Origin of the sequence: Brucella cytisi, from assembly GCF_038433355.1 — a bacterium.
GTDB lineage: Bacteria > Pseudomonadota > Alphaproteobacteria > Rhizobiales > Rhizobiaceae > Brucella > Brucella cytisi.
In genome coordinates, this window is record NZ_JBCAUP010000006.1 from 103,687 (window position 1) to 128,803 (window position 25,117).

Consider the following 25,117-nt stretch of genomic DNA (forward strand, 5'->3'; position numbering starts at 1 on the left):
GGAATTGTTTTCGGATCCGGGGATCGGACATTCACAGTTAATCCCTCATGCGCAGATGTTCTGGATACGCTTCCACATCACAGCATACCAGCGGTTGTCTCGGACCAGCCGGAAACCGAGATTATCGGGCGGTACGCCAACACTACATCCTCCGGTTTTCGGGTTGCGAATGAACGAACTCATCGCAGCGCGATGCTTGCCATTGACGACATAAACGCCGCACGACGGCACTTCCGCAACCTGTTTGCCGTAGGCATCGATATTGACGCGGCGGTGGCAGGTCTGCGTCCATTCCCAAACATTGCCTGCGATGTCGGCCACTCCTAGCTCGTTGATACCGAAAGCGCCAGCGGGGCGTCTGGCCGGGCTCCTGTCCAGCTTGCGAGCACTTTGTTTTTCATAGTCTTTCAGCCAGCGGATTGCCGGATTGGCCGCAGCATCATCCTCAATGCCGAGCGCATCGTCGGGAAAGCGCGAGCCGGCTGCGAATGCCCACTGCTCGTCCGTCGGCAGATGCCAGTTCTCACCGGTTTTATGTGAAAGCCAGTTGGCATAGGCCAAGGCATCATCATAGCTGACGCCGACGATCGGGCCGTCTGCATCGGATGCATCGTGATTGTGCTGCAAGGCCTCGGCAGGCTGGCAGTCGCCATCAGCGACGCAGCGTTCGTATTCGGTCGTGCTAACCTGATATTTCATGATCTCGAATGCCCGCTGCAGCTTGCGGGTCGTCCATGGGGCGTCAACGGGATAGTTGTTCTTCTGAAAGTCACCATTCGCTCGATAGGTCATGGTGCGGGCCGCGATGACGACCGTTTCCGGACCGTTGGTGGTCACACCCGGCGTCGTGCGGTATGTACGCCCAACGGCATCAACAACGGACAATCCCGCGACGACTGCCAGCAGAACCGCCGGGACGGCTACGGCAAGCTCATGCAGGCACTTTTTTCCTCTGCCTTCGTTCATCGGATATCAAGGGACCGCAGCCATGTGGGAGGTGAATGGATGCAGCCCCGAGCCTTTCGTCCTAAAGGATCGTTAGAGAAGATTTGTCAAAGGCGCTCTGGGAGGCGAAGCACCTTCATGCATTTGCTTTACGTGCCGGATGGTGCGAGGACCGACGTCATCAGATCGTCATTCCATTCGCCTGTGACCTTGAAATGGGCCGCGGCACCGAGTTCAAACGCCTCGATCAGATTGTGGTTCACATAGGCATAGATGCCGGGTTGCTGGAACGTGTAGAAAGCTGCTCCGGCCGCGCCGCCTGGAATGAACCAGGTCTCCTGATCGACATCCGGCGGCGTGTTGAATTTGCCGGTCGACCAGACATAATCCCCATGACCTCCGATCAGATGCGGTCTCGTATCGCGGTTGGCCTGCGAATGGACGATCAGGACTTTCTCGCCGACTGCTGCCGTCATGGCCTTGTCGCCGGTCAATGCGCCGACAGCGCCGTTGAACACGACATGGGTCGGAGTGAGGGTGCGCATAACCTTGACGGTGTCTTCATAAGCGTCGCCGGGTGCCTCGTATTTCTTGTATTTGCCATTCTCGTCGCGCGGTACATAGAAATCCTGTTCGCCGACGTAATAAATCTTGTCGTAGGTCAGCGCTTTTCCCTTGTTATCATGCAGGCCCTCACGCGGTAGCACCATGATTGCACCGTTCATGCCCGATACGACGTGCCAGGGTACCATTCCGGGAGGTGCGCAGTGGTAGACGAAGACGCCGGGTTTTGTCGCCTTGAAACGCAGGATGGTTTTCTCGCCCGGATTGATTTCAGTCAGTCCGCCGCCACCCAATGCGCCCGTTGCCGCATGGAAATCGATATTGTGCATCAGCGTATTGGTGTCGGGGTTGATGAGGGTCAGTTCGACATAATCATCCTGATGCACAACCATCAGTGGTCCCGGAACGGTGCCATTAAATGCCATGGCATGGACTTCGGTTCCCGCATCATCAATGATGATCTTCTTTTCCTCGATGACCATGGTGAACTCTATTACCTTGGGGCCACCTTCTGCAACCTGACTATGGGCGTGCACGAAGGGAGGGGCCACGAGCTCCACTTTCTGGCGTGGAAGCGCTGCTATCTCTGCTGCACTTGCCTTCCTCACCGCACCTTGTCCCCAGGCGGATGTGGTTGCCAGAACCGGCCCAAGCGCCCCAGCCAGGGCGGCTCCTGCCAATATGGTGCGGCGGCTGATTTGCATCTGGTCGGCCATCGATACTCTCCTTTACGATAGGACCGAGCATTTCCTGCTCTGTCATACCGACTATAGAAAGAGGCGCTTCGATCTTCCTTGACTGCGATCAAGGTGATGCAAAAAGTCAGGTAATATTAGTTATTATATATCAATATGTTATGTTATTATCTCGATCTATGTTTCGCCTTGTTTGCGCTGGAGCAAAGGCTGAAACGTGGGTGTTCGATCAAACGAGAAACCAGCGAACGGATTGCCTTCGTTCGCCGGCTTCGACGATACGGATATACATCTGGAGATTATTCTCCAAATCGAGCTTGTACTTCAGGCATTGCCATCTCCGGAAGCCACTCCGGCTCGTAGATCAGTTCGACATTGACTGTATGAACGCCTTCAACAGATTCAGCGCTCGCACGAACGGCATCGGTCAGATAGCCGGCAGCCGGGCAACCGGGGGCCGTCGTCGTCATGCTGATGTCGACAATTCCGCCATCACCAATGTCGATGCTGTAAATCATACCGAGATCGATGAGGTTGAATCCAAGTTCAGGATCGAGCACCAGGCGGAGATTTTCGATGATCTGCCCCTCCAGCTGGTCATGTACTGTGTTCTCCATGACAGCTACCTCGCGTCTCCAACGCGGATCATTATACGATAGGCGGTGCCGGTCTCGTCGAAGTTGCCGACCCATTCGTGACCGCGGGTTTCGAGTTCGGGGAAGAGAAATAAAGGCTCACGGTGCAGCAGAGCGAACAGAACCGCGCCTGGGGGCATCTCCTCTACTTCCGCAAGAATGCGCACCATCGGCTCCGGTGGCTGCATGTCCGAACAATCGAGATAGCGCGACGGTTCGGGCCAGACATCCGGCGAAACGACATTGTCGGAGAAACGCAGTTCAGGCGCGGCATCCATCACCGGACTGAACAGGACTTGCCAGTCGCCATTATCCAGAGGCTCGGCCTTGGCGGAAAAGCCTTTTCGCTCCATGACACTGAAAAGCGGTGCCGGTTTGAACGGGGCGATCAGCAGGAGGCTTTGTCCCGGTGAAAGACTGTCGACTGCTTCCATGATGGCATTGAACGGTTCCACGCCGCCTTTGATCAGTGGGCGCACGTCCAGCACATGGTGCGTGATGTCCTGAACTGAGGATGTCATTTCGATCTCCTGAGAATTGGTTCACCGGCATAGATAAGATGCGGCAGAATTACCCCTTTTGGCAGGCGTAGGCTGTGCGGTACATAGAGAAGCCGCCGGGCGCGGAAGAAGTGTACGACCAACGCAAGGATTGCTGCGAGATTCAACATCACGGCCAACCGAAATACGGTTGGATAATCGGCAATCAAAGCCAGTGTCGCCAGTGCGACACCGGTATAATAAAGAGCGAACCACTGTCGTGCGCGGCGCTCGCTGACCATATCCTGTACGCGCGGCGTCGGTGCCCGGCCCATGACGGGACCATAACATTCGAGCCAGGTCAGAAACGGTACGATCTTGTAAAGTTGGGCAAGGCTGAGGCCGGTCAGCCAACCGAAGGTGAACAGATAGACAAGGGCAGCAATCATCGCATCGGTTGCGCCCGTCCTGAACAGGGCAATTGCCAGAAGTAGCGAGAGCCCTAGCGCGATGAAGGCTGGAATGCTGGCGGCGCTGTTTAGTTCTATCGTCTTGCGTTTACGCTGCCGGTAGATCGTCTGAATATCGACGATATAGAGCGCAATGCAGGCGATTCCGGGAATGAGAGCTGCCGTCACGGCGATTTCGATTGTTCCCTCTTCCAAGGCAACAACGACAATTCCGACTGCGAGGATGGTCAGGGCAGCGGCGCCTTCCCACCAGATAATTCTGGTTGTCTGCCGAGCAGCATCGGGGGACAGCATGAACATTGTCAGCAGTCTGTAGCTTACTCCCATAGCCGTGAAGGTCATCCAGCCGCCCAGCCCAAGCGCGGCGTGAACCGGCAATGCCGCTCCCGCAATATCGAGCAGAGCGGCTTGTTCCGTAAAGCCGGAAAGCGCGAAGGTGAAAACACTGCCTAGCAGAGCTGTTATCATAAGACAGCAGATGCCAGCTGCAACAAACCGTGCGGGCAGGGCGATTGGGCGAGCGAGCCAGAGTGTCATGCCCAGTATTACGAAAATTACGGAAAATCCGCAGGTAAGCAGGATGCCAGAGAGTGGGAGCAACCATGCCGGGCTCTCTGTTAGCCCAGCCATGCCTGCAAAGGCAATCAGAAGGCCGGACAAGCCTGTTACGAGCAGAAGCAGAGCGGGGAGACTTGCCCGGCTTCCCCACAGCGATTTGTTCACGAGAACCGGCACAAATTGCAGGAGTGCGCCGCTCATGAGCAGTGCAAGCCATCCAATAGTGATGGCATGCACGACTATCAGTGTTTCCGCGGCGCGAATTCCATGACCCGGAAAGCCGAAACCACCTGCCATCAAGGCAAGTCCAAAGACGAGGAAAACCAGCGAAGCGGTAAAGTAAGAGAGGGTCCAACGGGAAAGTGTCGCGCCGATCATCTCAGTTCGTCCCGGACGTTGTGCCTGTAAGACTTCAGTGATTGCCGCAGGTGCACTCATGGCCAGCACCATGATGGCCTTTTTGGCGACCGATCTCTACCCGCCATAACGGACCCGCTTCCTTATAGACCCACGAGAATGCTCCCGGGTTACGGGTTTCAAGCTGTTGGCGCAGCGGCACCGGATCGTGATCATTGATGATTTCCAGCGCGTCGCCGGGTTCAAGAGAATCGATCATTGAAAAGATCGTCGCATGCCGCGAAATGGGCGGTATGGTGCGAACATCAATTACGGGGGATAGTGAGACAGGTTCTGCCGACATCTTATTGTTCCGTGGCTGTCAGGCTTCGAAGCATGATGAGGACAGCCGCATCATCATTCGAGCCATTTTAGAGTGACAGGCACAAACCGGATTTGTTGTATCTCAAAGAAGGTTGGAATTTTCCTTGCGATCGAAAAGCGTGTGAGCCACCCGGAGGAGTGGCTCAGTTGCAAAAGTTCGAGATGGAGGGGAGATCACCTGTTGCTTGAGAATGCTTGCATCAGATCGGATTCCAGATCTTCCGGATCTTCCAGACCGATCGAGATACGAATGAGCTGAGCGCCGATTCCCAGATGATTTTTCTGGTCTTCTGGAACAACCGCGTGGGTCAGGGAATATGGATGCTGAATGAGACTTTCCACGCTGCCAAGGCTGACTGCAAAGTGAAAATAACGGGTCGAAGTCAGAATACGTTCGACGCGTGTCAGGTCGCCTGCAACATCGATAGACATGACGCAGCCGAAGTTGAGCATTTGTTCAGCGGCCAGTTTATGCTGGGGATGGCTGGCAAGGCCGGGATATACAACCTTGGTCAATCCCAGTTCGTCAGCTTTTTGTTCGAGACTGGTCGCCAGCTTCAATGCCGTTTCCGATTGCCGGACGCTGCGGATTTCCAGGGTTTTCAGTGAGCGGTGCAGAAGAGCGCAATCCGTTGGCGACATGACGGAGCCAAGGGCGTTCTGCAGATATCCAACTCGTTCGGCAAGCTTGGCGGGTGCGTTTGCAGATACCGCGACCACGCCACCTAGCAGATCCGAATGCCCGTTCAGCATCTTCGTTGCCGAATGTACAACCACATGAATTCCATGATCGATAGGACGCTGGCCTGCCGGTGACGAGAAAGTGCTGTCACAAACCGTAATTGCACCAGCCTGTTTGCCAAGTTCGGCAATCAGTGACAGATCAACAATGCGAAGTGTTGGATTGGAAGGGGTCTCAAACCAAAGCAGAGCAGGCTTGTGGTCAAGGACAGCCTGGCGCAGTGCAACCGCGTCGCAAAAATCCACGAAATTCACATTGTGCGCGGCGGTAACTGGTCTGACGCTGGCCAGCAGCCGATAGACACCGCCGTAGAGATCGTTATGGGCCAATATGGACGAACCGGCCGGAAGCGCCTCCAGCAATGTTGCGGCGGCTGCAAGCCCGCTCGGGAAAACGAATGCCGCTTCTGCGCCCTCGAGATCGGCAAGGCAGCGTTCGAGACCATTTCTGGTCGGATTGCCGCTTCGCGTATAGTCGTACCCCTTGCTCGCTCCTATGCCATCCTGCACGTAGGTCGTTGCATGATAGATCGGAGGAATCACGGCTCCGGTCAAAGGGTCAGGTTCCTGACCGACATGGATCGCACGTGTTGCAAAACCGGCCTGATTGCGAGGAGGGTTTCTGGACAATTTTCTGTCTTTCTGAAGTTGGTCTGTCGGGCCCGGATTGCTTGCCAGCTACTTACCGGTTTCATAATATGGTTTTCCCGTTCTATCGGGCACATTTCCTTACGCTAGCCGAATTCACGGCTTCTGGCGGCCTCTGGAGTACGAGCAGTTTCACTCGCCCGTAGGATCAGATTTGCCCCAACCAGAATCTTTACCGGCGGTTGCGGTTCTGCTGTATTGATCAGGTCATCGAGAACGGTAACTGCGAGATTTCCGATTTTACGCTTGGAGACATCGACCGTTGTGAGGCCCGGCTCCATGGTCGCACTTTGCGGCAGATTATCGAAGCCAATGACCGAAACATCGTCAGGAATACGAAGACCCTTGCCCTTCAAGGCGCGGATGAAGCCATATGCGATGATATCGTTCGTGCAGAAATAGCACTCGGCCAGATCGAGTCCTGAATGCAGCATCGTGCAAGTATCGCGATGAGCGCCTTCATAGGTCGACTCCACCGAGAGAACGTCGCGCTCCTGAACTCTCAGGTCCAGACGCTGCATATTCTTGAAAAATGCATCGCGACGAAGACGGAAATTTGTTGTCTCCGTATGGCTGGCAACAAAACCAATCCTTGAAAAGCCAAGCTGTTTGAAGCGCGACAGAACCTTGAAGACGGCATCCTCATTGTTCATGTCGACGAAATTGGCTTCAACGACCTCATGAAACGTATCGATAAAGACGGTTGGCAGGCCGAGCCCTTGTATCATATGGATATCTGCCGCCGAAAGCTCGGTGCCAAGCGCGATCACACCGCGCACCGGTGCCCCAGCAAGCGATTCCGCTACTGCACTTATCGGCTGCCCATCGAAACTTACAACTTCCAGTGTATAGTTTCGGCGCGTCGCTTCCGAGGACATGCCGTCAATGTAGTCCGAAACAAAAACACTGTGGTCGCGGTTGACCGTCTCGCCATGCTTGGCAATCTTGAGAAAGCGGATCGTTTCGCCTGTGCTGGGCGCGGTTTTTGATGGACGCGGCACATAATTCAGTCTGGAAACGGCTTCGAGGACACGTGCACGCGTTTCACCCGAAATTTCGCCCTTACCGTTGAGCACAAGCGAAACCGTGGCCGGAGAAACGCCGGCAGTCTCTGCGATATCTCTGATCGTAAAAGACTTTTTCTTTTTCATATGCTCCGCACGATTATAGGAATTCGGTTAAGGACATAAGCTCCGGGAACGAGAACATCTGCCATTTGTATGGCACCTGCCCTCGGAAACTTCAAATCCGCAAATGCACCAGATTCAATATGTTGCCGGTTTTGGTCTCAGATCAAGAATTAACAGGCCCCATCTTTTCAACGGCAAACGCTCGCTTTTGCATCGTGTTATGAATCATATGTTTAGTAAACAATATGAGCGATATTTCAACCGGTTAGGGCAAAATCGTTCCACAGGCAACGAAAATCTGCCTATGTTGCGCTTGACAGCTGTATGCCATCCCGTCATTTATTTAGTGAATAATAGTTTTGTTTACTAAACATGGTAGGAGGAGGCCATGCAGAAGACAGGCAATCAGCTTGCTATGCTTGTTGTCATCAATCTCGGATTGCTCGCGCTTGGCGCGTATATTTCGGGAGGATCTTTCCTATCCCTGTTCAATCTGCAGTCCATGGCAGGTCAGGTGCCGGAAATCGGGCTTCTGGCAATCGGCGTCATGCTGGCCATGTGCGCTGGCAATGGCGGGATCGATCTTTCGGGTATTGCGCTGGCCAACCTTTCCGGGGTGCTTTCAGCTGTCATCGTTTCGATGTTCATCTCAAGCGCCGAGAACCAGCTTGGCTTCAGCCTTGCCTTCGTCGGACTGGCTTTGGTGATCGGTCTTGCGGGCGGCATCGTCAATGGAATCCTGATTGCGCGCTTCAACATCACCCCGATCCTCTGCACGCTTGGTACGCAGATGGCATTTACGGGTCTTGCCGTTGTTGTGTCTCGCGGTCGTGCCGTCATGGTCGGCAGCCCCGATCTTCTGTCACGCATCGGCAATGACATGTTTCTCGCCGTGCCAATCAGCTTCCTGATCTTCATAGCGGTGGCCTTGCTGATCGCAGCGATCGTGCGCTTTACCCCATACGGCTACTGGCTGATGCTGATGGGCACCAATCCGAAAGCCGCTGTCTTCGCTGGTTTTCCGCGTAATGGCGTGCTGATTGCGACCTATGCAACGAGCGGATTTCTGGCAGCGATTGCAGGCATCATTATTGCAGCACGCAACGTCAACGTGAAGTTCGACTACGGCAGCTCATATTTGCTGGTTGCTATTCTCATCGCCGTCATGGCTGGCGTGAAGCCTGAAGGTGGCTATGGCCGTGTCATCTGCGTGGTACTGAGCGCTATTGCTTTGCAGCTCATGTCCAGCCTGCTCAACTTCGGCGGCCTTTCCAATTTCGTCCGCGACTTCGCCTGGGGCCTGCTGCTGCTCGCCTTCCTTGCAATCGGCAAATACGACATCGCGGGATTCTTTACCCTCGGCAATCGCAAAAAGGGAGACATCGGTGCTCAACCCTCAGGCACCCGAACATAGACATTGGGGGAATATTAGCGTGGAGGAAATCATGAAATCAGTAACAAAGAAACTGCTCGCTGGAACTGTCATCGGCGCAGCGATTGTCGCCGGCAGCGCAAGTGCGCTCGTCGCACAGGAAAAGCCCGTTATCGCAACGGTCGTCAAGATCAGTGGTATTCCTTGGTTCGACCGCATGAACACAGGCGTTGAAGCCTACCAGAAGGCCAACCCAGATGTGGTTGCAACGCAGAGCGGACCGGCAACGGCAGACGCCGCGCAGCAGCTTCAGATTGTACAGGACCTTGTTGCCAAGGGCGTTAACGCACTTGCAGTCGTTCCAATGGACCCGGCTGTTCTTGAAGGTACCTTCAAGCGCGCCATGGAACGCGGCATCATTGTTGTGACGCATGAAGCCGACAACCAGGTCAACACCATGGCCGACGTTGAAGCTTTTGATAATGCCGATTATGGCACGGCACTCAATGAGCGTCTCGCAGAATGCATGGGCAAGAGTGGCAAGTGGACTACCTTCGTTGGCTCGCTCGGCAGCCGCACGCACATGCAGTGGGTCGGTTCGGGCGAAGAAAACGCCAAGAAGTATCCTGACATGCAGCTCGTCGATCCGAACAACGAATCCTTCGACGACGCCAACGGCACTTATGAAAAGGCCAAGGAAATCCTGCGCAAGCATCCTGACCTGAAGGGCTTCCAGACTTCTGCTGGCAACGACGTTCTCGGCGTTGGCCGTGCAATCGACGAAGCTGGCCTGAGCGGTAAGGTCTGCCTGGTTGGCACCGGCCTGCCGAACCCGTCGGCAGATCTTCTTGAATCGGGCGCCATCACCGCAATAGGCTTCTGGGATCCGCAGAAGGCTGGCATGGCGATGAATGCGGTTGCCAAGCTTCTGCTCGAAAAGAAGGAAGTCAAGGAAGGCACTGACCTCGGCGTTGAAGGCTATAACAAGGTCAGCGTCAAAAAAGGTGCCGGTGAAGGCCTCCTCGTCATCGGTAACGGCATGGTTATTGCTGACAAGGCGACCTACAAGGAACATCTGTTCTAAGGGCGCTGCTACAGGCTGACTGACCATCATGTGCGGACATCGTTCAGCCGCATGCGATGGTCTCAAAAGCCCGGATGCTTCGTTGCATCCGGGCACCCGGACCAAACGAACCACCAAAAATCAAGACATTAGCGCGTGTCGAATTAAAGCCAGCCGGTCCTACAGCCAGCCCAATCGCTTTGGCGAGAGGTGCGGCGACAAAGGAATTTAACGTGTCAACTACGACGAAGAATGGGACGAGCAACGATCGGTCTCCGGATCGTTTTCTCGAACTGCGCAACATCCATAAGCGGTTTGGCGGCGTTCACGCGCTGCGCGGCATCAATCTGACCATTGATCTTGGCCAGGCCTATCACCTGTTGGGTGAAAATGGCTGCGGCAAGAGCACCGTCATCAAGATCATGTCCGGCGCACATGCACCCAGCGAAGGCGAAATCATTCTTGATGGCAAAACCTATACTTCGCTGAACCCGATCCAGTCACTGGCAGCCGGTATTGAGACTGTCTATCAGGATCTTTCACTTATCCCCAATCTGACCGTTGCTGAAAACGTAGCGCTGAATGAGCAGCTTGTCGAAGGCAATGGCCGACTGTATCGCGGCGTCAGGCTTTCGCAGCTCCGCGAGACTGCAGTACGGGCATTGAGCACCGTAGGCCTGCCAACCGATAAAGCTTTTCTGAACACAATCGTTTCTGAACTGCCGCTTGCCGTGCGCCAGCTGGTTGCCATCTCACGCGCAATCGCTACGCGCGCCAAGCTCGTCATCATGGATGAGCCAACCACATCGCTGACCCGCCGCGAAGTGGACAATCTGATTGAAGTCGTCGAACGCCTGCGCGCAGAACGCGTCGCCGTGCTTTTCGTGACCCACAAGCTTGATGAATGCTACCGCATGGGCGGTAATGCAGTTGTCTTCCGCGACGGCCAGTGCGTGGCACAGGGCCCGATCGAAAACTACACCAAGAAGCAGCTTTCGGAGCTCATGATCGGCAGAGAAATCGATGCCGAGCGTTACCGCACGGCGCAGCCCGACGAAGCCGAACTGCTGAAACTCGACAGCCTCACCGCATCGGGCTTCAAGGACATCGGCTTTACGCTGCGAAAAGGCGAAATACTCGGCATCACCGGTCTTGCAGATTCCGGCCGCAACGAGCTGGCCATGGCGATCACTGGCGTTGTGCCCGCGAATTCAGGCTCAATCCGCCTCGAAGGTCGGACGACCGGAGTTAAAAGCCCGGCGGAAGCCATTGAGCGTGGCATTGGCTATGTGCCGGAAGACCGCCTTGCAGAAGGCCTTTTCCTCGATAAATCAATCTTTCAAAACGAGATCGCGCTGATCTTCAGAAAGCTCTGCAACAGTCTCGGTATTGTCGATCAGAAACAGGGCCGCAACATCGCCGCTTCGCTGATGAAAGAGATGCGGCTGAACACAACCAATCTCGACCTGCCTGTTGGCGCGCTTTCGGGCGGCAATCAGCAGCGCGTTTTGATCGGTCGCTGGCTGAGCATCGGTCCCAAGCTTCTGGTGCTGCACGGCCCGACTGTTGGCGTCGATGTGGGATCAAAAGACACGATTTACCGCGCAATTCAGGCGCTGGCCGAAGCTGGCATGGGCCTCATCATCGTCAGCGATGATCTGCCGGAGCTTCTGCAGAATGCCGACCGCATTCTCGTCATGAACTCAGGCAGCATCGTCGCAGAACTGGATGCTGCACTGGCCACTGAAGATCAGCTCTATCAAGCCATGATGTCGTCGCAGAAGGAAGTTGCCTAATGAGTGCGTCGCAATATCAACAGGATCTGAGCCGCGCCCAATCTTTCAAGTTGGGTGAATTCATTCGCAGGCGCCCGGAATCGATTACTTTCTTCCTGCTCGTGGCAATCTGCACGATCGTCTCGATCGTCAATCCAGCCTTTTTGCAATCTTCGACGCTAATCGATATCGGTCGCGCCAGTGTCGTGATGGGGCTGTTTGGGCTTGGCGTCTTCATCATTCTCGCCGCAGGCGGCATTGATGTTTCGTTTACGGCAATTGCTGCCACCACAGTCTATTCGCTGACGCTTCTGGTGCAGGACTATATGCCGGAACTGCCGATCATCTTCATAATTCTGATGGCGATTGCTGGCGGCATTTTCCTTGGTATCCTCAATGGTCTGCTGGTGCATTACCTCAATGTACCGTCACTGATTGTCACCATCGGCACGCAATATCTCTTCCGCGGCTTCCTGCTGGCTTTTGTCGGCACGGTCTGGATTATGTCCCTGCCTCCGACAATGGGTGCTTTCGGTCGCCTACCGCTGTTCCAGTTTGAATCGGCAACTGGTGCCACCATCACCATGCCGTTCTATTTTCTGGTGCTGCCTGCGGCTGCAATCCTGACCTGGTGGATCTTGAACCGAACCTTGCTGGGACGCGCGATTTTCGCGATGGGTGGCAACAGCCAGATCGCAAGCCGCCTCGGCTATAATCTGCGCACTATCCATATCTTCCTGTTCGGCTATGCAGGTGGTCTTGCCGGACTTGCAGGCATCATCCATGTCTGCGCCAATCGCCAGTCGAGCCCCTTCGATTTTGTCGGAACCGAAATCGCCGTCATCGCCGCCGTGGTTCTCGGTGGTGCACGCATCACCGGTGGCACCGGCACCGTCTTTGGCACCCTTCTCGGTGTGCTGCTCATCACCGTCATCAACAGTGTTCTAGTGCTCGTCGGCATCCCAAGCACGTGGCAGCGTCTCGTCGTCGGCTGCTTCATCCTGCTGGCCGCGGCCTTCTTCGTCACCCGCCAACGCAAGAAATAACCCGATACTCTCAAGAGGAAATCATGAAGAAATTCCTGAACGATCCCGTCAATTTCGTGGATGAGATGCTCGAAGGCATCTATCGGGCCCATCCCGAACTTATCTTTGTCCACAATGACAAGCGTTGCATGGTCACAGCCAATCCCAAATCCGGCAAGGTCGGCATTGCAACAGGTGGTGGCTCAGGTCACCTGCCGCTGTTCCTCGGCTATATCGGCGAAGGCATGATCGATGGCGCGGCTGTGGGCGGCGTCTTCCAGTCGCCGAGCTCAGAGCAGATGTATCAGGTTACCAAGGCCATCGATCAGGGCGCTGGCGTGCTCTACATCTATGGCAACTACAGCGGCGACATCATCAATTTCGATATGGCTGCAGAACTTGCCGATCTCGATGGCATCACCGTCAAGCAAGTTGTCGGCAATGACGATGTGGCTTCCTCCGTTGTCGGTGAAGAGCACAAGCGTCGCGGCGTCGCCGGTATCTTCTTTGTCTACAAGGCTGCCGGTGCAGCAGCGGCCAACGGCCTGTCGCTTGATGAAGTGACGCGTGTTGCTGACAAGGCACGTCTGCGCACCCGCACCATGGGCGTTGCACTTTCGAGCTGCGTTGTGCCGGAAATCGGTCATGCCACCTTTTCCATCGGCGAAGATGAAATGGAAATCGGCATGGGCATCCATGGTGAACCAGGCATCAGTCGCACGAAGCTTGCCAGTGCAGATGCGGTCATCGATGAGCTGATGGAACGCATTTTTGTGGAACAGACCTATGCCAAGGGCGAGGAAGTAGCTGTGCTGGTTAATGGTCTTGGCGGCACACCGCTTGAAGAGCTTTACATCATGTTCCGTCGCGTTTCGCAGCTCTTCGACGAGCGTGGCGTCAAGGTCAAGCATGTCTGGATCGGCGAGTTTGCCACTTCCATGGAAATGGCTGGCGCATCGGTATCCGTACTGCATCTCGATGAAGAACTGGAGCCGCTGGTTGCAGCTTCCGCAAACACGCCATTCTTCAAGCATTTTGCGGGTTAAGGTCTGGTCATGAACGTTATTACAGCATCTGATCTCATCAATCTCTTCGACAGCTGGAAGCAACTTTTTGCAGAACAGCGTGAATTCCTCATCGCGCTGGACGGCAAAGTCGGCGATAGCGATCTCGGCATTACCATGAGTAAGGCCTTTGCAGCTGCGGCTGAAGTAGCCCATGCAGAGGGCGAAACTGCAGGCATCGCCAAGCTCTTGCGCACGGTTGGTGCAACCATGGCACGCGCTGCACCATCGACCATGGGTACGCTGACCGCAACGGGCTTCTTGCGTGCAAGCAAGGCCTGCGATGGCACCGATGAGCTAGGCACCGCAGAGATCGCCGCTTTCTGGCGTGCCTATCGCGATGGCATCGCCGAGCGCGGCAAGGCAAAGGTCGGAGACAAGACGCTTCTCGATGTGCTTGATCCGATTGCCGTAACGCTGGAAGCCCAAGCCACAGCGGGTGTATCACTTACTGATGCACTTGCAGCTGCTGCCAAAGCCGCCGAAGATGCGCTTGAAGCAACCAAGACCATGGTTGCCCAGCACGGCAAGGCGGCTGCTTTCCAGGAAAAGACTGTCGGCCTTCAGGACGCAGGTGCAACGGTTGGAATGCTGCTGATTACCAGCATGTCGGCTTTCGTTTCGGCAAACACATAAGAAGGCCAAGGAATGGCTGATAAAGTTCTGCTTGTGACGAAGACGCTGGTCTTTCGGCTCTTTATCAGCTGACCGAGCTATCACAATCTGAAGGAAATGTTGGCAGATCCCGGCATCGCGCTTAACCACCTGGTTACGCATCGTCGGGTTCTGCTTTTCGGATCTAACATGCCGGGGCGCTTGTTGTGATCAAAGGATCGCCAATGTTGATCTGAAACAACTGGGCCAGCGACGCATGGATCGAATGTTATTGATACTGTCGATTGGATGAAGAGTTTCTTCAGTTATGGATATGTAAAGACTTTCGCTTCAGTTCAGCCTGACGGTAGGCACATATGTGATGGCCGGATCCAGTTGACAAACCATTATAGTCCTTCTGAAAGCAGTGATCTGATCAAGATGTGAAATTTGTCGTAAGCCGGCGTCCGTTTTACGCTTTACTCGGTCGTTGGAATGCATTTCGCGAACTCCCGAAAGCCGGCTCCGATTACAATTCCGTTAACGTCCGTGAAGGGGGTATATGCGGTTAAATCATAATCTGATGTTTTGTGTTTCTGAAATGTCTGCGATAGATTGCAGGGGACACAGAGAATGTTTTCGCGAACTGAAGCCTGAATGAAACCGTTGAGCCAAAGCCTGCCATACTGGCGATATTCTCGACTGAACAATCGCCGGTTTCCAGCAAGCGCTGCGCAACGGAAAGCCGCTGATTGAGCAGCCATTGGACAAGGGTTGTCCCTGTTTTCTGGCGGAAATGGCGCGTGAAACTGCGGCGGCTCATATTAGCCCGATTGGCGAGAACGTCGACGGTGATGGTCTCATTCAGATGTGCCAGTGCCCAATCCATTGCATTGGATAGACCGTCGGTTCGAATTAAATCCGATTTAGGCATCTCAATATACTGGGACTGCCCACCATGACGATACGGCGCGACGACCAGTCTTCGAGCAACACGATTGGCAATTTCTGCACCCTGATCCTTCCGCAGTATGTGAAGGCAACAATCAATGGCAGCGGCTGTCCCGGCCGAAGTGATGATGTCTCCTTCATCCGAATAAAGAGCATCTGCATCGAGGCGGACATCTGGATAGGCCTTTTGGAAGTCATCAGCCCAAGCCCAATGTGTAGAGACAGTTCTTTTTTCGAGAAGACCTGCATAAGCCAGAACGAATGTCCCGAGGCAAAGTCCCACAATTCTGGCACCGCGTGCTTTCGCTTCTACCAAGGCATCAATCAATGCCTTCTGGGGAATGTCATCGGGAGCGCTCCAGGAAGGTATGATCACAGTGTCAGCCTGCTCCACGGCCGATAAATCGTATCTCACGTCGATGTTAAATCCGGAAAGCGTTCTTATCGGACCGATGCGTTCGGCACATACATGCAAATTGTATCGCGGGGTGCTGAGCTTCAACAGGTCGTCGCTAAACACGATCCCCGGTACTGATAGATGAAAGGGGCTTATTCCGTCATAGGCCAAAACAGCTATGGTGTGCATTGTCGGGTTCCATCGTCCGTTTGGCCCAATGTTAGCATATATTGTCCGATGAGCCACTTTTAAGTCGATCAAAACTGGGCGAAGCAACTGCATCTGTTGATCAAGAGGACTTTATGATGGAAAATCCAACGATACGGGTAATTGCCGGCGCTCCTGAAACTTCAAAGGTCGTCCCGTCAACGACCGCTCTCCTTGTGATTGATTTTCAGGAGGAATATTTCAGCGGCCGACTACCCATCCCGAATGGTGTAGCAGCGCTAGAGAATGCGAAGCTCCTGATTGAAAAAGCGGACCACGCCGGAATGTCCGTTTTTCACGTCCAGCACGTTGCACCTTCAGGGTCTCCCATTTTTGCCGAAGATGGGGAAACGGTCGCTTTTCGTCGCGATATCACCCCGGCGGGCCACCACGCCGTCATCAGGAAATCTGAGGTTAGTGTATTTCAAGGCACCGATATTGATGCCCAGCTCAAGGCCGCCGGTGCAACGACCCTGATTATTACCGGGTTGATGACACATGCTTGTGTTGCAGGCGCAGCAAGGGATGCGGCTCCGCTCGGTTACCACGTTATTGTCGCAGCCGACGCCAGCGCCACGCGAGACCTGTCTAATTATCAAGGCATCGTTATTCCCCATGAACAGTTGCACCAGTCTGCACTCGTATCATTGGAAGATACCTTTGCTGAAGTGCGCAGCACGGCAGAAATACTAGGCTACTTCGCGGTCTGATATGGAAATGATCGTGTGTCTCCGCAAATGATTGAAGCGGTCGATTGGTAGGGTTGGGTAGTGTCCGTTTTACCCTTCAGTCGCTAACCATTCCAAAGCCTGCCCAATTGAAGCGGGCGGGCTTTGTCTGTCTCCTGAGGTCGACACGTCAGAGAAAAAGACGGACAGCAAGGGACTTTGTACCTCTCCGACTGGAGTGCGCTTTCATGTTTGAAATTAATGTATCAATCACACACTTCTCAAAGCGGTCGTTCCATCGATCAAGCTTTCAACGTCCGTGAAGGGTCTGGGAGTGGACTGGCGGGTTCCGGTTGCAACTCTATGATAAGCAGAACTTCGTTATGTGCAGCAACTAACCTGGGAAATGTCAATGCAAGGCAGGAAAATCGTTATTACAGGAGCTGGCCGAGGTCTTGGTCGAGCTCTCTCAATCGCGGCTGCGTCATATGGGGCCATTCCGATACTTCTTGGACGCTCTGCAGACATGTTGCTGGAAGTAGTTGACGTCATTACTGGTAACGGCGGGCCGAAAATCGATTGTTTTGTCTGCGACCTTTCCGAACCCCAATCCATCCTCAACGCGGGGAACCAGATCGCGGCGTTGCATCCCGATATCGACATATTAATCAACAACGGCGCGCACTTCACATCAGGATCACTGGAAAATCACACCGACGAGCAGATCATGTCCGTGGTGAATTCGGCAGTCACGGGCACCATGATTCTGACGCGACGGCTAATACCTTTATTGAAGGCTCGAAAGCGCGCAGATATCCATAACATCGTTTCGATGTCCGGTTTGCCGTACGCGAGGTTTGTCGGAGCCTCGCTTCCTTTCAGGGCAGCGAAAGCAGCACAAGATGGTTTCACGCAAGGGCTGGTCGAGGAAATGGCAGGAACTTCCGTCCGCATCACGTCGATCTATCCAGGCCTCATTGAGGACGTTTCACCGACCACGGCGGAATGGCACAGAACACGTAGGGCAGACGAAGGCATAACGAATAGGGAGGTGGTGGAAACGATTTTCTACGCACTTTCCGCACCTGCAAACGTGTCGCTACGACAAATCATTATCGAGCGCACCCGCTCAGACTTTCTCTTGTAGCTTGCTTACCTGCTCACTTGCAATTTTCCCGTCTCAACTTTCAGGAGTTGTTTGAACCTAAGAGATCATTGAAACCTCTTTGACAAGCCAGTCGCGGAAGAGCTGCAACGCCGGATTAGAGGCAATGTTTTCGTGGCTGCATATAAACTTGTAGGATTCCCTGGGCTCGAAATATCGCTCGGACACGATACAGAGGCTTCCGCGCTGCACGTCGTTTTCGACCAGAGGTCGATGAGAAAAACCAATGCCCTGTCCGGAACGAGCAGCCGCCAACAGTGTGTGCTGATCGTCAAAAAAAAGGTTTGAATTGGCGGTTAAATCATCAAATCCGTGGTGGGATATCCATCTTTTCCAGTCGTTTACGTCCCGATAATGCAAGCGAGGAATGTCAGGAGTTATGAGAAGATCTTCTGGATTTTTCACGTTGGCCAGAAGTGATGGGCTGCAGACAGGTACCAGTTTTTCTTTAAGAATTTCGATGTTGTACATGCCTGCGGGCGGATGCAGACAATACTTGATCTGTGCGTCTTCTCTATCCTGAGCGATGGAATCTACATCGAGATTATTCAGGTGGAGTTGGATACCTGGATTCTTCTTTAAGAAGCCAGCAATCCTGCTTGCTATCACTTCCATTGCAAAAAAGGGGCCGGCCCGAACCCGCAGAATTTGGGTCTTGTTGTCCTGTCCGATCAGCGTCGTAACCGCGCCGATTTCATCAAATGCCCGAGCACAAACCTCCAGCAGCAGCGCACCTTCTGCGGTAACGGATACACCGCGCGAGCCGCGAATAAGCAATTGACAACCCAAAGCCTGTTCCAGAAGCTTGATTTGATGACTCACGGCGCCTTGGCTGACTGCAAGCTCTTCCGCAGCGGCAGTGAAGCTTTGACAATGCGAAACCGCTTCAAAAGCCCTTAAGGCTCTCAAGCTTGGGAGTTTTCGTCGTTTCGCCCTTAAAGTCATATCATTATGAATTTTTCTAATACCATTGAATAGATCTTTTGCATTGATCGACCCTCGGCACAAGCATAATCGTCAATAAACAAAAATGCCCTTGGGTGTCTGAGCTCATCTGGTCCTGATCACGGACGGCAGTGCATGTCTGTGATGTACTGGGCAAGGGCGTATAAAAGGAGAACGAAACGTGCTTAAGCAAGCTAAAATGGGAATTATTGCGGCTCTTGTCGCGGTATGCGGTACCCTTCCAGCCCATGCTGAGGAAATCCGAATGGGAGCCGAAGGTGCCTATGCCCCTTTCAATTACCTGGACCCGAGCGGGCAGCTCAAAGGCTTTGATATCGATGTCGGCAATGCGATCTGTGAAAAACTGAAAGCTGATTGCGTATGGAGCGCCAACGAGTGGAGCGGGATTATTCCGGCGCTTCAGTCAAAGAAGTTCGACATCATGGCTTCTTCGATGGCTATTACTGAATCGCGTATGCAGCAGGTCAACTTCTCCGATCCGTATTACTACAACACCATGCGGTTTGTTGCTTTGAAGGAGCTCGGCCTGAAGGACGTAACGCCGGAAAGCGCCAAGGGCAAGGTCATAGGCACCCAGACTGGCTCCATCGCAGTCGATGCTTTGCAGCGCTTTTTCCCGGATAATGAGGTAAAGCTCTATCCCACACTGGAAGAAGCCTTCCTGGATATCGAGAACGGTCGCATTGACCTCTTGCTTGAATCCAAGTTCGCGCTCAGCGACTGGATTAAGAAGGGTGCAGATTGCTGCGAATTTGTCGGCAGCGAGTTCCTTCTAGATGGAACTCTTGGTGCCGGAATGGCCTTCCGCAAGGATGACGAAGAACTGCGCACGCGTGTCAACAAGGCGCTAGCAGAGATCATCCAGGACGGTAGCTATGACAAGATCAGTGCCAAGTACTTTGATTTCGACATCAGGGAAAAGCCGAAATTCGCGAGCGAAATCTTCGCGAAGTAGTTCGCTCCCACCCTCGCATACAGAGTGCCTGATTTGAGACACCACATCAGATCAGGTGCTCACTGCGTGTGAGCATAATCTGGCCTCAGCCATTTCGTTTCGACCAACCCAGACTGGTCTTTGCTGACAAAAGAAAGGTCGATCCGTGTCCTATCGTGTTGCGATCATAGAACTCATCAATGAAAGTAATACTTTCACGCAAAATCGCACGAGCATCAGTGATTTTCGGGCGTCGCATTATTTCAAGGGCGATGAGATTCCAGCCAATTTCCGAGGTACAGGCTCTGAGGTCGGTGGCGCGATAAAGGTCGCGGATGAAAAAGGCTGGACGCCTGTTTACATCACCGCAGCCCATGCGGAACCGAACGGACCAGTGCTTGAAACTGCGCGTCAGGAAATCACGGGCGAGTGCCTGCGGCGGCTGAAGGAAGCCGGGCCTTTTGACGGCATATTTGTTGCTCTGCATGGTGCCATGGTGACGGAGACGGATCAGGATGGCGACAGCCAGTTCCTGCGAGAAATCCGGTCCGCGGTTGGTTATGATGTCCCCATTGCCATCACCCTAGACCTTCACGCGAATATTTTTGATGAACTGGCTGATCTGGCGCAGGTCGCCGTTTCATTCCGTACCTATCCTCATATCGACATGAATGAGGTTGGCGTTGAAGCATGTTCGTTGCTGGATCGGGCGATGAGGGGCGAAATCGAACCTGCGCTGGCCATCGCGCGCCCACCAATGCTGCTCGGTTGCGACGACGGTCGCACAACGGATAACGGCCCGATGTGCCGCTTGCTTGAAAGTGCCGGTCGTGAGATGCAGCAACCGGGTATTTTGAACGTTGCGATCAATGCGGGGTTTACCGATGCGGACGTCTGGGCAGCTGGACCCAGTGTCATCGTAACCTTCGATCATAAAAGTGTCGATCAGCAAACCGCTTGTGATGTTGCGGGCAAGATGTGCGATGAAATCTGGTCCTATAAGGATCAATGGTCGCAGCCTATGCCTCTCGATGAATGTATCCGGCAATTGAAAGAGGCTCGGAGTGCTGAAGGCACGATTGTCGTCGCTGATTTCTCCGACAATCCCGGTTCGGGCGCTTATAGCGATTGCACTGCGCTCATTGCTGCGATGCTTCAGGCCGGTGTGACCAATGCCGCCGCAGGTGCGCTTCTCGACCCTGAAGCGGTGACGGAGATTGCAGCCAAGGCGATAGGCGAGACTGTTACGGTGACGATTGGCGGCAAATCCGATCCATCTGTCGGTGGCGGTCCTTTGACTGTGACAGGCCGTGTCATGTCGGTCAGCGACGGTACCTTCGTCTTTGAGGGGCCGATGTTTACAGGTTTGCCTGGAACAACCGGAAAAGCCGTTTGCCTGCGCGTCGAGGGGATCGATATCATGATCGTGTCGGAACGCATGCAAATGCTGGATCAGAACATTTTCCGGATCGTCGGCATCGAGCCTAAGGAAAAATCCGTTCTGGCGGTCAAATCAATGCAGCATTTCAAAGGGGCGTTCGGCCCAATTGCAGTACAGATCATTGTTACAGATGCTGGCGGTTTGAGCTCACCGGATCTGTCGAGACGGATCTACGCTCGACTGCGGCGTCCGGTTTTCCCTCTGGATACACTGCCGGATCAGCATCAGTAAGCGCGCTGACGAAACTATTGGACTTTTGACAGCGAACAGGGAATTTAATTCGGTCGAGGGGGACAATTAGGATGACGCCTCGTCACCAAGGAACTCCTGGACCAGACCGATCATTTGTACTCACGGATGGAGTATCCGATGCACGCAGCGCCAATTTTCACCGGGTTAAAGATCGAGGCGGCTGAAATACGGGTCATACGTTTGCCGCTGCTCGTGCCTTTCGTGATTTCCACGGGAACAATGACCGAAAAGATCATTCCGATCCTCACTCTGCGGGCTGAAGGCCTGGAAGGCTATGCCGAGGGCGTGATGGATCCGTTGCCGGATTATCTGGAGGAAACCATCTCCGGTTCGCTCTCTTTCCTGCGCGACGTCCTGCTGCCGCAAATCGTTGGGAAACGCTTCGCCGGTCCGGCGGACCTTTCCGCAATTCTTGATCCGTGGCGCGGACATAGAATGAGCAAGGCCATGGTCGAAATGGCCGTGTGGGACCTGTGGGCGAAAGCACTGAACCTGCCATTGAGCGTTGCGCTTGGTGGCGTTCGCGATGCTATCGATGTGGGGGTCAGCCTTGGCATTGCCGATATTCCAACGACGATTGACCGGGTCGCGGCCTCGCTTGATGCCGGTTACAAGCGCGTTAAGCTGAAGATCAAGCGCGGTCATGATCTCACTATGATTCAGGCGGTGCGCGAGCGTTTCCCGGAAGCCAAGCTGACGGTTGATGCCAATACAGACTATCGGCTTTCCGACCTGCCGCTTCTCAAGGCCATGGATGCTTTCGCACTCGATTATATCGAACAGCCGCTGGCTTTCGACGACATTACCGATCACGTTCATGTACAGGAAAAGCTGCTGACCGCCATCTGCCTGGATGAGAGCATCCGGTCTTCGGTGGATGCGCGCAAGGCGCTTGTCGCAAGAGCTTGCCGTGTCATCAATATCAAGGTGGGTCGCGTCGGTGGACACAGTGCTTCACGCGCTATTCACGATGTCTGCGCAGCCTTCGATGTGCCTGTATGGTGCGGCGGGATGCTTGAGGCAGGCATTGGTAGGGCGCATAATATTCACCTGTCCACATTGCCGAATTTCACGAAGCCGGGGGATACATCGTCCGCCAGCCGCTACTTCCCGCGCGATATTGTCAACGAGCCGCTGGAAGCCGAAAATGGCCGAATGGCCGTTCCCAAGAACGGTCCAGGTATCGGTGTGACCTTGGACCATGTATTTCTCGATACGGTCACCAGCCATCGCGAGGATTTCGTCGCATGAGCGAAATATTGGTCCGCGAGCTCGCCTCTCTCGATGAGATGAAAGATTCGGAGATCGTGCAGCGGCTGGTGTGGGGAGAGGACGATCCTGTCGATGCCTCAGACCTATTGCTTGCGATCCAGCACGAAGGTGGCCTTGTCGCCGGAGCGTTCGATGGCGGGAAGATGATAGGTTTCATTTTTGGTTTCCCAAGTGCAGCGCAGGGCGTTCAGCATTCTCACCGTCTGGCAGTTCTTCCAGAAGCAAGAGGCTTGAAACTTGGCGCGCGGATGAAGTGGTTCCAGCGCGATTGGTGTCTTGCGAGAGGCATTACTCATGTGCGCTGGACCTATGATCCGATCCGGGCGGTCAATGCCAGTCTTAACATTGCGAGCCTCGGGGCTACATCGTCCATTTATCATATCGACTATTACGGCCCTATGGTCGGCATCAATTCCGGTTTGCCTTCGGACAGGATCGTGGCTGACTGGCAATTGGACGATCTGCGTGTGGAAGCTCGATCTCAAGGCCAGAAATTTGAGTTTCCCGCAGATGCTCAACGTGTGCAAATACCGGGCGACATCGATCACCTGCTTGCAACTGATCCGGCGGCGGCGATACATGCCAGGTTGTTGCTTCGCGAACAGCTGCTGACTGCCTTCGATGAAGGTAAGCGTATTGTCGGCTTCGACCCGCAGACCACGACGTATTTATTGGTTTAAAGCCGATCGCTGAAATTACAAGCAAGCCGGATGCGCTATCCATTCGTTGGTACAGCCGTTTGACCATCAATCTGTCATCTGCGCTGACAGCCGGCGAGCCCTGATTCATGTTGTAGCGTGGCTGATTTCAGCTGGGTTCTTCGGTTCGCTAGACCGCAGGCCTGGTCAAGCAACCGTAAATGACCTTGACCGTGTAGACAGTGATCGTTCACAAGGTGACGGATCAATAGCAGCTCATGGAGTTTCTCCAAGAGGTTCTGGCCAAGGCTAATGGAAATAATCATGCATGAAATCATCTGCCCGCATTGCAACAAGGCATTTAAGATCGATGAGACGGGCTATGCCGATATCCTGAAGCAGGTGCGTGACAGTGATTTCGAGAAGCAGCTGCATGAGCGCTTGGAGTTGGCTGATCAGGACAAGCGTAACGCTGTTGAGCTTGCACAGGCTAAAGTTGCCAATGAATTGCAGAAGACTGCTGCAGCCAAGGATTCTGAAATCCAGGAACTGAGGGCAAGACTTGAATCCAGTGAAGTCGCGCAGAAACTCGCAGTGGCTGAGGCGTTGAGTGCTGTCGAAAAACAACGCGATACTCTTTTGCATGAGCTTGAGAAAGCCAGACGGGAGCAGGAGGCTGCATCAAAACTGGCCGAGGCGAAGCTTACTGCTGAACTACAGAAGGCAGCCACCACTAAAGACGTGGAGATCCAGAGCCTGAAGGCCAGGCTCGATGCCGGGGAGCTTTCACAGAAGCTCGCTGTCACCGAAGCCGTCAATACAGTTGAGAAAGAGCGTGACGAACTGAAGAACGGGCTTGCTCGAATTACGCTCGAAAAACAGCTTGCTGAAACTGCACTTAGGGACAAGTACGAAACGCAGCTAAAGGATCGCAACGACGCAATCGAGCGTCTGAGGGATATGAAAGCGAAACTATCGACAAAAATGATCGGTGAGACGCTGGAACAGCACTGCGCAATCGAGTTTGACCGCATTCGTGCCACCGCTTTCCCGCGCGCTTATTTTGAGAAGGATAACGACGCGCGCAACGGTAGCAAGGGCGACTTTATCTTCCGCGACATTGACGATGCAGGTTCTGAAATCGTCTCGATCATGTTCGAGATGAAGAACGAAAATGACGAGACGGCTACCAAGAAGAAGAACGAAGACTTTTTCAAAGAGTTAGACAAGGACCGGAGCGCGAAAGGCTGCGAATACGCCGTGCTGGTCTCGTTGCTTGAGCCTGAGAGTGAGCTTTATAACACCGGGATCATTGATGTATCCCACCGTTATCCAAAAATGTACGTCGTCCGACCGCAGTTTTTCATCCCAATCATCACGCTGCTGCGCAATGCGGCGATGAACTCGCTCCAATACAAGAAAGAGCTAGCGCTGGTGAAGGCGCAAAACGTCGACATAACAAACTTCGAATCCCAGCTTGATGACTTTAAAGCCGCATTCGGGCGCAACTGGCGTCTGGCTTCAGATGGCTTTGAGGAGGCAGTCAAACGCATCGACGAAGCCATCAAGGATCTGGAGAAAACGAAGGAAGCGCTTCACAAGTCTGCCAATAACTTGCGGCTTGCAAACGACAAGGCGGAGGACCTGACGGTCAAACGGCTCACGCGCGGTAACCCGACGATGGCTATCAAGTTTGCCGAACTCAAGCAGAACGGCATGCCTGATAATGAATGAGCAAGTAAGCAGAT

At 54.0% G+C, this 25,117-nt stretch carries 23 protein-coding genes; 13 read left to right on the forward strand and 10 right to left on the reverse strand.

What is annotated here, in order from left to right; genetic code table 11:
• Positions 1–45: 45 nt before the first annotated feature.
• The 8 genes from AAE521_RS08055 to AAE521_RS08090 form a co-directional block, all read right to left on the reverse strand.
• Positions 46–966 (reverse strand): SUMF1/EgtB/PvdO family nonheme iron enzyme, encoded by a 921-nt coding sequence (locus AAE521_RS08055; RefSeq protein ID WP_342061011.1) that lies wholly within the window; start codon positions 964–966, stop codon positions 46–48.
• A 128-nt stretch (positions 967–1,094) separates the two neighbouring features.
• Positions 1,095–2,225 (reverse strand): copper-containing nitrite reductase, encoded by a 1,131-nt coding sequence (gene nirK, locus AAE521_RS08060; RefSeq protein ID WP_342061012.1) that lies wholly within the window; start codon positions 2,223–2,225, stop codon positions 1,095–1,097.
• 278 nt (positions 2,226–2,503) lie between these two features.
• On the reverse strand, positions 2,504–2,821 hold the full coding sequence (locus AAE521_RS08065) for a metal-sulfur cluster assembly factor (protein WP_342061013.1): 318 nt from the start codon (positions 2,819–2,821) through the stop codon (positions 2,504–2,506).
• A 5-nt stretch (positions 2,822–2,826) separates the two neighbouring features.
• Positions 2,827–3,360 carry a DUF2249 domain-containing protein gene (locus tag AAE521_RS08070; protein ID WP_342061014.1) on the reverse strand — a complete coding sequence of 178 codons (534 nt, stop codon included), beginning with the start codon at positions 3,358–3,360 and terminating at the stop codon, positions 2,827–2,829.
• Positions 3,357–4,724: a hypothetical protein gene (locus tag AAE521_RS08075; protein WP_342061113.1), complete on the reverse strand. Its 1,368-nt coding sequence runs from the start codon at positions 4,722–4,724 to the stop codon at positions 3,357–3,359. Before AAE521_RS08075 ends, AAE521_RS08070 begins: the two co-directional genes overlap by 4 nt.
• A 34-nt stretch (positions 4,725–4,758) precedes the next feature.
• A complete protein-coding gene (locus AAE521_RS08080) occupies positions 4,759–5,046 on the reverse strand; it encodes a DUF2249 domain-containing protein (RefSeq protein WP_071630700.1) in 288 nt (95 codons plus the stop codon).
• A gap of 194 nt (positions 5,047–5,240) precedes the next feature.
• Positions 5,241–6,437 carry a trans-sulfuration enzyme family protein gene (locus tag AAE521_RS08085; protein WP_342061015.1) on the reverse strand — a complete coding sequence of 399 codons (1,197 nt, stop codon included), beginning with the start codon at positions 6,435–6,437 and terminating at the stop codon, positions 5,241–5,243.
• Between the two features lie 104 nt (positions 6,438–6,541).
• Complete coding sequence (locus AAE521_RS08090; RefSeq protein ID WP_342061016.1) at positions 6,542–7,606, reverse strand: LacI family DNA-binding transcriptional regulator; 1,065 nt, start codon at positions 7,604–7,606, stop codon at positions 6,542–6,544.
• Between the two features lie 367 nt (positions 7,607–7,973).
• Here AAE521_RS08090 and AAE521_RS08095 point away from each other — a divergent pair, with 367 nt between their 5' ends.
• The 6 genes from AAE521_RS08095 (at position 7,974) to AAE521_RS08120 (ending at position 14,520) form a co-directional block, all read left to right on the forward strand.
• Positions 7,974–8,999 (forward strand): ABC transporter permease, encoded by a 1,026-nt coding sequence (locus tag AAE521_RS08095; RefSeq protein WP_342061017.1) that lies wholly within the window; start codon positions 7,974–7,976, stop codon positions 8,997–8,999.
• Positions 9,000–9,030: 31 nt separating this feature from the next.
• The gene (locus AAE521_RS08100; protein ID WP_342061018.1) at positions 9,031–10,041 is read left to right on the forward strand and encodes a substrate-binding domain-containing protein; all 1,011 of its coding nucleotides are present in this window, start codon (positions 9,031–9,033) and stop codon (positions 10,039–10,041) included.
• A gap of 212 nt (positions 10,042–10,253) precedes the next feature.
• Positions 10,254–11,816, forward strand: a complete 1,563-nt coding sequence (locus AAE521_RS08105; RefSeq protein WP_071630787.1) for a sugar ABC transporter ATP-binding protein — start codon at positions 10,254–10,256, stop codon at positions 11,814–11,816.
• The gene (locus AAE521_RS08110; RefSeq protein WP_071630695.1) at positions 11,816–12,841 is read left to right on the forward strand and encodes an ABC transporter permease; all 1,026 of its coding nucleotides are present in this window, start codon (positions 11,816–11,818) and stop codon (positions 12,839–12,841) included. Before AAE521_RS08105 ends, AAE521_RS08110 begins: the two co-directional genes overlap by 1 nt.
• 23 nt (positions 12,842–12,864) lie before the next feature.
• Positions 12,865–13,866 carry a dihydroxyacetone kinase subunit DhaK gene (locus AAE521_RS08115; protein ID WP_071630694.1) on the forward strand — a complete coding sequence of 334 codons (1,002 nt, stop codon included), beginning with the start codon at positions 12,865–12,867 and terminating at the stop codon, positions 13,864–13,866.
• A 9-nt stretch (positions 13,867–13,875) separates the two neighbouring features.
• Positions 13,876–14,520: a dihydroxyacetone kinase family protein gene (locus AAE521_RS08120; protein WP_071630693.1), complete on the forward strand. Its 645-nt coding sequence runs from the start codon at positions 13,876–13,878 to the stop codon at positions 14,518–14,520.
• A gap of 526 nt (positions 14,521–15,046) precedes the next feature.
• Here AAE521_RS08120 and AAE521_RS08125 read toward each other — a convergent pair.
• A complete protein-coding gene (locus AAE521_RS08125; protein ID WP_071630692.1) occupies positions 15,047–16,015 on the reverse strand; it encodes a GlxA family transcriptional regulator in 969 nt (322 codons plus the stop codon).
• Positions 16,016–16,128: 113 nt separating this feature from the next.
• On the opposite strand from AAE521_RS08125, the gene AAE521_RS08130 reads away from it, so the two are divergent.
• Positions 16,129–16,743, forward strand: coding sequence for a cysteine hydrolase family protein (locus tag AAE521_RS08130; RefSeq protein WP_342061019.1), 615 nt, complete (start codon positions 16,129–16,131; stop codon positions 16,741–16,743).
• 370 nt (positions 16,744–17,113) lie between these two features.
• Entirely contained in the window at positions 17,114–17,848 is a 735-nt protein-coding gene (locus AAE521_RS08135; RefSeq protein ID WP_342061020.1) for an SDR family oxidoreductase, read from the forward strand.
• A gap of 57 nt (positions 17,849–17,905) precedes the next feature.
• On the opposite strand, the gene AAE521_RS08140 is transcribed toward AAE521_RS08135, so the two are convergent.
• Complete coding sequence (locus AAE521_RS08140) at positions 17,906–18,775, reverse strand: LysR family transcriptional regulator (RefSeq protein ID WP_235817468.1); 870 nt, start codon at positions 18,773–18,775, stop codon at positions 17,906–17,908.
• Positions 18,776–19,076: 301 nt separating this feature from the next.
• On the opposite strand from AAE521_RS08140, the gene AAE521_RS08145 reads away from it, so the two are divergent.
• From AAE521_RS08145 to AAE521_RS08165, 5 genes are all read left to right on the forward strand, one after another.
• On the forward strand, positions 19,077–19,787 hold the full coding sequence (locus AAE521_RS08145) for an ABC transporter substrate-binding protein (protein WP_342061021.1): 711 nt from the start codon (positions 19,077–19,079) through the stop codon (positions 19,785–19,787).
• A gap of 145 nt (positions 19,788–19,932) precedes the next feature.
• Entirely contained in the window at positions 19,933–21,438 is a 1,506-nt protein-coding gene (locus tag AAE521_RS08150) for a M81 family metallopeptidase (RefSeq protein ID WP_071630688.1), read from the forward strand.
• 138 nt (positions 21,439–21,576) lie between these two features.
• Positions 21,577–22,710: an o-succinylbenzoate synthase gene (menC, locus tag AAE521_RS08155; protein WP_071630687.1), complete on the forward strand. Its 1,134-nt coding sequence runs from the start codon at positions 21,577–21,579 to the stop codon at positions 22,708–22,710.
• Positions 22,707–23,411, forward strand: coding sequence for a GNAT family N-acetyltransferase (locus AAE521_RS08160; protein WP_342061022.1), 705 nt, complete (start codon positions 22,707–22,709; stop codon positions 23,409–23,411). Before menC ends, AAE521_RS08160 begins: the two co-directional genes overlap by 4 nt.
• A gap of 282 nt (positions 23,412–23,693) precedes the next feature.
• Positions 23,694–25,103: a DUF2130 domain-containing protein gene (locus tag AAE521_RS08165; protein WP_342061023.1), complete on the forward strand. Its 1,410-nt coding sequence runs from the start codon at positions 23,694–23,696 to the stop codon at positions 25,101–25,103.
• The last annotated feature ends 14 nt before the right edge of the window (positions 25,104–25,117 follow it).

Excerpts from the sequence above, each read along its gene's own strand:
- nirK (WP_342061012.1), bottom strand. The coding sequence starts at position 2,225 with ATGGCCGACCAGATGCAAATCAGCCGCCGCACCATATTGGCAGGAGCC.
- AAE521_RS08115 (WP_071630694.1), top strand. The coding sequence starts at position 12,865 with ATGAAGAAATTCCTGAACGATCCCGTCAATTTCGTGGATGAGATGCTC.
- AAE521_RS08110 (WP_071630695.1), top strand. The coding sequence starts at position 11,816 with ATGAGTGCGTCGCAATATCAACAGGATCTGAGCCGCGCCCAATCTTTC.
- AAE521_RS08075 (WP_342061113.1), bottom strand. The coding sequence starts at position 4,724 with ATGATCGGCGCGACACTTTCCCGTTGGACCCTCTCTTACTTTACCGCT.
- AAE521_RS08065 (WP_342061013.1), bottom strand. The coding sequence starts at position 2,821 with ATGGAGAACACAGTACATGACCAGCTGGAGGGGCAGATCATCGAAAAT.
- AAE521_RS08160 (WP_342061022.1), top strand. The coding sequence starts at position 22,707 with ATGAGCGAAATATTGGTCCGCGAGCTCGCCTCTCTCGATGAGATGAAA.
- AAE521_RS08165 (WP_342061023.1), top strand. The coding sequence starts at position 23,694 with ATGCATGAAATCATCTGCCCGCATTGCAACAAGGCATTTAAGATCGAT.
- menC (WP_071630687.1), top strand. The coding sequence starts at position 21,577 with ATGCACGCAGCGCCAATTTTCACCGGGTTAAAGATCGAGGCGGCTGAA.
- AAE521_RS08055 (WP_342061011.1), bottom strand. The coding sequence starts at position 966 with ATGAACGAAGGCAGAGGAAAAAAGTGCCTGCATGAGCTTGCCGTAGCC.
- AAE521_RS08080 (WP_071630700.1), bottom strand. The coding sequence starts at position 5,046 with ATGTCGGCAGAACCTGTCTCACTATCCCCCGTAATTGATGTTCGCACC.
- AAE521_RS08145 (WP_342061021.1), top strand. The coding sequence starts at position 19,077 with ATGGGAGCCGAAGGTGCCTATGCCCCTTTCAATTACCTGGACCCGAGC.
- AAE521_RS08100 (WP_342061018.1), top strand. The coding sequence starts at position 9,031 with ATGAAATCAGTAACAAAGAAACTGCTCGCTGGAACTGTCATCGGCGCA.
- AAE521_RS08070 (WP_342061014.1), bottom strand. The coding sequence starts at position 3,360 with ATGACATCCTCAGTTCAGGACATCACGCACCATGTGCTGGACGTGCGC.
- AAE521_RS08135 (WP_342061020.1), top strand. The coding sequence starts at position 17,114 with ATGCAAGGCAGGAAAATCGTTATTACAGGAGCTGGCCGAGGTCTTGGT.
- AAE521_RS08120 (WP_071630693.1), top strand. The coding sequence starts at position 13,876 with ATGAACGTTATTACAGCATCTGATCTCATCAATCTCTTCGACAGCTGG.
- AAE521_RS08095 (WP_342061017.1), top strand. The coding sequence starts at position 7,974 with ATGCAGAAGACAGGCAATCAGCTTGCTATGCTTGTTGTCATCAATCTC.
- AAE521_RS08125 (WP_071630692.1), bottom strand. The coding sequence starts at position 16,015 with ATGCACACCATAGCTGTTTTGGCCTATGACGGAATAAGCCCCTTTCAT.
- AAE521_RS08130 (WP_342061019.1), top strand. The coding sequence starts at position 16,129 with ATGATGGAAAATCCAACGATACGGGTAATTGCCGGCGCTCCTGAAACT.
- AAE521_RS08090 (WP_342061016.1), bottom strand. The coding sequence starts at position 7,606 with ATGAAAAAGAAAAAGTCTTTTACGATCAGAGATATCGCAGAGACTGCC.